The sequence below is a fragment of the Halomonas sp. BC2 genome, from assembly GCF_002078115.1.
Taxonomy (GTDB): Bacteria; Pseudomonadota; Gammaproteobacteria; order Pseudomonadales; family Halomonadaceae; genus Vreelandella; species Vreelandella stevensii.
This window is the reverse complement of record NZ_LFGT01000004.1, coordinates 26249-34384: the sequence shown is the minus strand read 5'-3', so window position 1 is coordinate 34384 and position 8136 is coordinate 26249. Positions and strand designations below refer to the sequence as shown.

At 56.7% G+C, this 8136-nt stretch carries 6 protein-coding genes; 5 read left to right on the top strand and 1 reads right to left on the bottom strand.

Going from position 1 to position 8136, the window contains the following annotated elements; translation table 11 throughout:
• On the top strand, positions 1-1236 hold a 1236-nt coding region (tnpC, locus tag B7L71_RS02770), incomplete at its 5' end, for an IS66 family transposase (RefSeq protein ID WP_081135862.1).
• Positions 1237-1279: 43 nt separating this feature from the next.
• Here tnpC and B7L71_RS02765 read toward each other — a convergent pair.
• Positions 1280-3331, bottom strand: coding sequence for a DUF1989 domain-containing protein (locus B7L71_RS02765; protein WP_249273157.1), 2052 nt, complete (start codon positions 3329-3331; stop codon positions 1280-1282).
• A gap of 553 nt (positions 3332-3884) precedes the next feature.
• Between B7L71_RS02765 and B7L71_RS02760 the strand changes: the two genes are divergently transcribed.
• From B7L71_RS02760 to B7L71_RS02745, 4 genes are all read left to right on the top strand, one after another.
• Positions 3885-5051, top strand: a complete 1167-nt coding sequence (locus tag B7L71_RS02760; RefSeq protein WP_052509963.1) for a sensor histidine kinase — start codon at positions 3885-3887, stop codon at positions 5049-5051.
• A gap of 9 nt (positions 5052-5060) precedes the next feature.
• Entirely contained in the window at positions 5061-5738 is a 678-nt protein-coding gene (locus B7L71_RS02755) for a response regulator (protein ID WP_044630282.1), read from the top strand.
• Positions 5735-6541 carry a PAS domain-containing protein gene (locus B7L71_RS02750; RefSeq protein ID WP_081135857.1) on the top strand — a complete coding sequence of 269 codons (807 nt, stop codon included), beginning with the start codon at positions 5735-5737 and terminating at the stop codon, positions 6539-6541. The genes B7L71_RS02755 and B7L71_RS02750 overlap by 4 nt, the downstream gene beginning before the upstream one ends.
• 139 nt (positions 6542-6680) lie before the next feature.
• A complete protein-coding gene (locus B7L71_RS02745) occupies positions 6681-8063 on the top strand; it encodes an NAD(P)-binding domain-containing protein (protein ID WP_044630283.1) in 1383 nt (460 codons plus the stop codon).
• The last annotated feature ends 73 nt before the right edge of the window (positions 8064-8136 follow it).

Genomic DNA, 8136 nt, shown 5'->3' with positions numbered 1-8136 from the left:
CTGCCCCGCGTCGAAGTGATCCATGAGCTCCCCGAGGATGCCCGTCATTGCCACCACGACGGCACCGAGCTCAAGGAGATCGGCAAAGAGATCAGTGAGGAACTGCACGTCGTGCCGGCGCGGATCGAGGTAATCCGCCATGTGCGCATCAAGTACGGCTGCCCAGACTGCGAAGAGGGCGTGCAGATCGCCCCGGCGCCGGCCAAGCTGCTGCCCAAGAGCAATGCCAGCCCGACCCTGCTCGCCTACGTGGCCACCGCCAAGTACCAGGATGCCTTGCCGCTCTATCGGCAGAGCCTGATCTTTGCCCGGCACGGCATCGAGATCCCACGCAACACCCTGGCCCGCTGGATGGTGCAGGTCGGCGAGCGGCTGATGCCGTTGGTCGAGGCCCTGCGACAGCACCTACTGCAGGCCCCGCTGATTCACATGGACGAGACCACGCTGCAGGTCAACGCCGAGGCCGACCGGCCGGCGAGCTCAACGTCCTACATGTGGCTGCAACGCGGGGGGCCACCGGGCCAACAGGTGGTGCTGTTCGACTATGATGCGAGCCGAGCCGGTCGGGTGCCCGTGCGCCTGCTGGGTGACTATGCGGGGTACCTGGTCACCGATGGCTACGAAGGCTATGCCGAGGTGGTGCGAAAGAACGGCATCACCCACGCCGGGTGCTGGGCGCACGCTCGTCGCAAGTTCGTCGAGGCCCAGAAAGTGCAGCCCAAGGGCAAGACCGGCAAGGCCGACTGGGCGCTCAACCAGATCCGCAAACTCTACGCCGTGGAAAAGCAGGCCAAGGCGCTGGAGCCCGAGGCGCGTCAGGCATTGCGTGATCAGAAGAGCCGCCCGCTGATCACCCAGCTGCGCACCTGGCTCGACAAGTCGCTGACGCAGGTGCTGCCGAAGAGCGCACTGGGCAGAGCGCTGCACTATCTGGATGGCCAGTGGCAGCGCCTGACCCGCTTCCTCGATGACGGGTTGATCCCGCTGGACAACAACCCGGCCGAGAACGCCATTCGTCCCTTCGTCGTCGGCCGCAAGAACTGGCTGTTCAGCCACACACCGAGCGGTGCCCAGGCCAGCGCGGCCATCTACAGCCTGATCGAGACGGCCAAGGCCAACGGCCTCTCACCCTACGAGTACCTGCAGTTCGTGTTCGAGACCCTGCCAACTCTCGGTGAGGATGACGACCTCGGCACGCTGCTGCCCTGGTGCTGGAAAGACACTCTACCGGTCTAACTCAGGCCGCAACAGGTGGGGTTGGTGGAGCGCTTACATTAAATTAACTACGCACGCGAGTACGCTCCTTGTCATAAAACGGCAAGGCAACCACTTCCGCCGGCAGGCGTTTCTGGTGCCCATCAAGGCGACCCACTTCTAGCTGGGTACCAGGGCTTGCAAACTCGGGTGCCAGACGACAAAGGGCTATCGATTGCTTAAGCAGCGGTGATTGGGTAGCACTGGTCACCTGCCCCACCGGAAAGCGTCCATGAAAGACCTGATCCCCATGATCCACCAGTTCCGTACTATGAATGATCAGTCCCATTAACTTGTGGCGACTTTCCGGTGCCTGCCGTGCCATCGCCTCCCGGCCAACAAAGTCGTCTTCCTTGGTTTTCATTGGCACGGTGAAACCAATACCCGCTTCAAACGGATTGGTTTCCGGGCAGAATTCATGGTCAGCAAAAATCAGCCCCGCTTCGATGCGCAGCATATCCAGTGCATCCAGCCCTAAGGGCGCTAAGCCGAACGCTTGCCCCGCCTCCCAGATGGTATCCCAAAGACGTTCGCCATGGTCAGGGTGGCACCAGACTTCAAACCCCAGCTCGCCGGTGTAGCCGGTACGCGAGACCATAAGAGGAATGCCATCCGGCCCGCCCAACCGGCCAATCATAAAATGGAACCAGCTTAACTGAGCGACGCTCGTCTGGGTTTCAGCGTTCCACACAAGCTGGCTGAGCAGCTCACGGCTGAACGGCCCCTGAATCGCCAGGTTGTGCAGTTGCTGGGTGGACTCACGAATACTGACCTTATAACCCTGGCGGCTAGCTAGCTCACGCAGCCAGATACCACTATACGGGTCGCCGCAGATCCACCGGAACGCCTGTTCGCCCATCCGAAAAAGCGTGCCATCGTCGAGCATGCCGCCGGTTTCATTGCAGGCGGCTGAGTAAGCGACTTCGCCAACGGATAAACGCCGCACATTCCGGGTCAAGGCGTATTGCAGCAGGCGTTCAGCATCCGGCCCCACCACTTCAAACTTGCGCAAGGGTGTCAGGTCCATGACCGCAACCCGTTCACGGCAGGCAAGGTATTCGGCACGCCGCCCCCAGCCTTCAAACTCGCTGGGTAGCCAGTAGCCGCGATATTCAATGAAGCGCTGGGTCAGGGCCGATGTCCGACGGTGAAAGGCGGTTTGCAGTGTCATGCGGGGCAGTTCCTCCGGGGTAGTCCGGTTAGCAATTGAACGCGGAAATTCATGTTCGGCTGAGTAGATGCGTACCTGTATATCGGTGGGCGTCCATCCGTTAGCGGGGTCAATGTCGTCCGGACACGCGGACGACGCACACACCAGATCGCGCTTCGCGCGCAGCAGGACATAGTCGCCAGCTCGCGACCAGGGCTCATCTGCCGATAGCGTGCCGCAGGGTTCAACGTGCGTATTGAAAAAGAAATTGATGGCTGGCCAGCCAGCGCGAGGGGCGATGTTAAAGACCGCCAGTTCACGGTTAAAATTCTCGGTACAACTGATATGGCCAAAATAGCCGCTGTCTTCGTAGAATTTTGGCGTACATGCCAGCATAAAACTGTCATGCCGCCCGACTGTGTCCTGCACCACTTCAAGCATGGGCTGAAGACGTTGATCGGCAAAGCGCGAAAACAGGCCGGGCTGCGGCATCGCGCAATTGGCCAGCGTGCGTGTTGCCGCCGCGTCCAGGGTCACCGTCTCGCCCAGGTCCAGGGCATCTTTATCAAAGGCAATAAAGTCCGAACACTGCTTGCCTGACACATCGATGATCTGAATCCACTCACCTGCACGAACCTGATAGGTACGCGCACTGCTATGCGGAATGTGGATGTCGTTAATAGGCTCGGCTAAAGGCGCTGGCAGAATCGGTAAATGCTCAGGCAAGTGCCAGTGAATCACGTCCAGTTCCGTGGCGGGTGACTGCTCGGAGACAGCCATGTCGTTGCCGGGGGCCACCAGCACCAACGTTAGCGGCGCGCTATCCAGAGGGCAGCTGAGTTCAAGAGGCAACTGCCGCCCGGGAATATGACCTCCCTGTGACAGCAGTTCAGTATCAATCTGCCAAGAATCGAACCGGGCTTTCAACCGCTTGGCAGCCGCATTACCCTGTTCAAGCTGGCGCTGTGTCAGCGCGGCGGACGGCTGCAGCGCTATCCCCATGGAAGCCGTCACGGCTTGGTTATCCTGGTCAAGCGCCAACAAATCGCAGCCCTGCTCCCCATCTGGCGACGTGATGCTCAAACGCTCCCCCGGTAATAGCGGTAAACGCAGGGCATGCTGGCCAGCGATACGATAGCGCCGGCAAGGCGTTTCCAGCGCCTGCTGCTTAGAGTGATGCCAACTACCCATAGTGTAACCTCGTGTTGTCCGTTCCGGTTTTGTTCAGCCTGGGGCTATAAAGGTGCGTCGCGGTCGTCTGATGCTCCCTTTATGGTGCAGGTGGCGTGCCCGCCCCCACCGGAGAACCGTGATGCGCCAACAATTTTCTTTCTGATAAAAATACTTTACTCGCAGTAGGAAGCTGCACAATCGGCCATGGGGGGTAATCACGAAGGAGTAACCAGCCTGTACTGGCATGAAACCTGCTAGTAACAGGGCTAACGCGCGTAAGGCATGAACGTCGGTGATGGGAGGAGGTATGGCTATCAGTCTCAGTGGCTGGATTGAACGTCGGGTAATTCAACCTGAAAAAACGTCTCAGCCGGAACCGCTCATAAGCGACCAGGTACTCAACGGGCTTACCTTGCGCCTCGCCGCATGCCACCACCTGGCGGTTGACTTACCGACGGTTCTTACCTGGTTGCAACGTCAGCTTCCAGCCACCTACACCGCTATCGAAGGTTCCTGTTTATGCCTCGCCTTGCGAATGTCGCAGGCCCACTCGCTGACCCTGGTGACGCCTTCCGGCATTACCCTGACAGTAGATCAGGCCACCGCTATGGAAGCGGCGTTAACCACGCGCTATCGACGTACAGACGACCTCGTCAATGGGAGCAGGGAAATACCCTCACAGCGTCAGCTTCCATGCTGGCCCCACCCCCTATACGCACAGCAGCTTACGCTGGATAAAAAGGCGGAGGCTTGGTTATTGCTACCAGGCGGATGGCCGCAGAACCCGTTTTTCGAGCCGTTACGCAGAGCCTTCATGGAAGGCTTAAAGATTTGCCTGGCGCACCATCAGCACCTCGAACAGGCGGTAGAAGAAGAGCGTCGCGACTATGCCGCCGGCTTACACGACACCATTGCCCAAGAGCTGGGGTATTTGCGGCTGCGCACCTCGCGCCTGGAGAAGGCTTGCCGACAGCTTGCGCCGGAACTTGAGACGCTGGCCAGCGATATCCACCTGCAAACCCAGCGAACCTACCGCCAAACCCGCGAATTGATCACCACCGCCAGGCTCACTCTGGAGGATGATTCACTCCACTTGGGGCTAGTACGCACAGTAGAGGAATTCGAGCAGCTTTCAGGGCTGGTATTCGAACTGGACAATCGAGCCCAACCAGAAGGCTTATCCAGACAGACCGCCATTCAGGTGCTTCTGATTGTGCGCGAAGCTCTCAGCAACAGCGTGCGTCATTCTCACGCCTCGCATGTTCGTATTCAGCTTTTCCCGCAGGTTAAAGGGGAGTTGCTGGTGCGTGTCGATGACAATGGACAGGGCATCATTTCGGAAGATGCTGGCAGCGGCAGTTTCGGGCTGGGCATCATGCACGAGCGTGCCCAAAAGATAGGTGGCCACCTGCACGTAGGATCACTATCCAGTGGCGGTACCCGTGTCGAATTGATCGTTACGGATGACAGATAGAGAAATGCGATGAACCCTACACGAGTTGTTTTAGTCGATGACCATCCTTTATTTCGACGTGGTGTTGCACAACTGCTCAGCGAAAGTCAGCGCTTTGATATGTTGGAAGAGTTCGGCAATGCTGAAGAGCTCCTCCAGAACCTGGAGCGCCTGGATCCTGAGCTGTTACTGATCGATCTGCAAATGCCGGGCACCAGCGGCTTATCTCTGCTGGAGCAGATCAAGGCCAGGTGTGAAGATACCTGGGTCGTAATGCTGACCGCGTCAGACGACAGCCATGACTTACTGAAAGCCATTCAGCTTGGCGCTGATGGCTACCTGCTCAAAGATACCGATCCGGATATCATTCTCGAGCGTCTTGATGCTCTCCTGCATGGCAAGATAGCGCTCAATGATGATGTTGTCATGATGCTGGCGCAGCACTTGCGTGCCGATCGCCTGGATATTATGGATGACATGCCCGCTTCCTCAAGCTGGGCGGAAGGCTTGACCGAGCGCGAACGCCATACCTTGATGTGGATTACCAAAGGGCTTAGCAACAAGCTGATTGCCCGTGAACTGGGCATCAGTGACAGCACCGTCAAAGTGTATGTCAAAAACCTGCTACGTAAGCTCAATGTCAACTCGCGTCTCGAACTGGCCGCCTGGGTACACACGCACCCTTTACCTGATGAGGATGCGCCATGATGTGCCTTTTGATGCCATTCACCTTCAGGAAGCGTCCCCCCAACACACCGCCTTGTTCAAGCTTGCTGGATAGCCTGAACGAAGCCGTACTGATCGTAAATGACAACAGTGAAATCTTGTTTGCCAACCGTAGCTGGCAGCATTTGATTGACGCCGACAGTGAGGCTACACCGTCCCACCTGCTGGAGTATGTTCACCCTGCTGACCGAGATGTCTGGCAACAGGTGTGCTGTCAGGTAAATCGTCAGGAAAGTCCCGCACCGTTATGGTTGAGAGTGATGGGGGCCGGCCATGAGCTACGCTGGTGTGAGTTACGCGCCCAACCCCTCGGGGTTGGCTCTGCCTGGCCTGCCAGCTTATCCCTCTGTGATATTACGCCTCAGGTACAACGTAATCAGGTTCTCTCTGCTAGCCATCGCAGCCTGTCGCAACTGGTGAATGGACTTCCTGTGATGGTTTATCGAGCCCGTAACAATCGCCGCTGGACCATGGAATACGTCAGTGACGGTTGCTACGGATTGACCGGCTACACGGCCGAAACGCTGCTTAACCATTCCCTGATCAGCTACGGAGACATGATCCACCCCCAGGATGCCGACCAGGTCTGGGAAGAAGTTCAGGATGCCTTGCGTGAACACCGCAGCTTTGAGCTGGATTATCGTATTCAGTGCGCCGATGGACATCTGCTTCGTGTGAACGAAAAGGGACATGGCGTTTACTCACATAACGCCGCTGTGCTTGGCGTCGAAGGCGTTATCATCGCCTTTGACGCCGACCCATCGACCTCTCATACCGATAGATAACTCTTTTTGACTACCCTCTCTGAGTAATTTTGTTGTCTGTGCCGATCCACTAGGTTGGTAGTGAGCGAGCGAGAGGTTTTCTCGCCTCCTATCACGACATTTCGTTCAAATCTGTCAGGACACGTACAGGAAACTAGCTATGAAAAAGCGTATCGCAATCATCGGCGCCGGCCCAAGCGGTCTGGCACAGCTTAGAGCCTTTCAATCGGCACATGAAAAGGGCGGAGAGCCACAGGAGCTGGTCTGTTTTGAGAAACAGTCTGACTGGGGTGGGCTTTGGAACTACACTTGGCGCACCGGCCTTGATGAAAACGGTGAGCCGGTTCACGGCAGTATGTACCGATACCTTTGGTCCAACGGGCCGAAAGAATGCCTGGAGTTCGCCGACTACTCTTTTGAAGAGCATTTTGGTCGTCCTATTGCCTCTTATCCGCCACGGGCTGTGCTCTGGGATTATATAAAAGGCCGCGTTGAGAAAGCCGGTGTTCGTAAGTTCATCCGCTTCAATTGTCCAGTGCGCCACATCAGCTACGACGAGGCCAACGGGACTTTTACCGTCATTGCCCACGACCACACCACGGATACGCTCAGCACTGAGACATTCGATCATGTCATCGTCGCTTCCGGGCATTTCTCTACCCCTAACGTGCCGGAATTCGAAGGTTTCGAAAATTTTGGCGGACGCATTCTCCATGCCCATGATTTTCGCGATGCGTTGGAGTTCAAAGACAAGGATCTGTTACTGGTGGGCAGTAGCTATTCTGCCGAAGATATTGGCTCTCAGTGCTACAAATATGGTGCTCGAACGATCACCACCAGTTACCGCTCTCGACCTATGGGCTTCAAGTGGCCTGATAACTGGGAAGAAAAACCACTACTATTGCGAGTAGATCGCGATAGAGCATACTTTGCGGACGGCACCTCAAAACCTATCGACGCTATTATCCTGTGTACCGGTTACTTGCACCACTTCCCCTTCCTTGAAGAGTCACTGCGCTTGAAAACCAGCAATCGTATGTGGCCGCTGGATCTTTACAAAGGCGTTGCCTGGGAGCACAACCCCAAGCTGTTCTACCTAGGCATGCAAGATCAGTTTTATACCTTTAATATGTTTGATGCACAGGCCTGGTACGTACGCGACATCATTCTTGGGCGTATTCCGCTGCCAAGCCAAAATGAAATGCGCAGCGATAGTGCCGCTTGGCGAGCACGCGAGGAAACACTGGAAAGCGATGAAGACATGATTGTTTTCCAGGGGGATTACGTGAAGTCCCTGATTGATGAAACCGACTATCCCAGCTTTGACATTGACGGCGTTAACAAGACGTTTCTGGAATGGGAGCATCACAAGCATGATGACATCATGGCCTTCCGTAACCACTCCTACCGCTCCTTGATGACAGGCACCATGGCACCTTCCCACCACACGCCCTGGTTACACGCGATGGACGACTCATTGGAGGCCTATCTGGCCACGCATGACGATGCCACCACCGCCCAAGCAGATGCAATGGAAACCTGACAGTAAGCGTATAAAAGCAACCGGCAGATGGCCCATGGGGCAGCTGCCGGAAGTCTGACGAACTGTCTGTCTT

Bases quoted from the DNA above. Each gene is read 5' to 3' on its own strand.
- B7L71_RS02755 (WP_044630282.1), top strand. From the start codon at position 5,061: ATGAACCCTACACGAGTTGTTTTAGTCGATGACCATCCTTTATTTCGA.
- B7L71_RS02750 (WP_081135857.1), top strand. From the start codon at position 5,735: ATGATGTGCCTTTTGATGCCATTCACCTTCAGGAAGCGTCCCCCCAAC.
- B7L71_RS02745 (WP_044630283.1), top strand. From the start codon at position 6,681: ATGAAAAAGCGTATCGCAATCATCGGCGCCGGCCCAAGCGGTCTGGCA.
- B7L71_RS02760 (WP_052509963.1), top strand. From the start codon at position 3,885: ATGGCTATCAGTCTCAGTGGCTGGATTGAACGTCGGGTAATTCAACCT.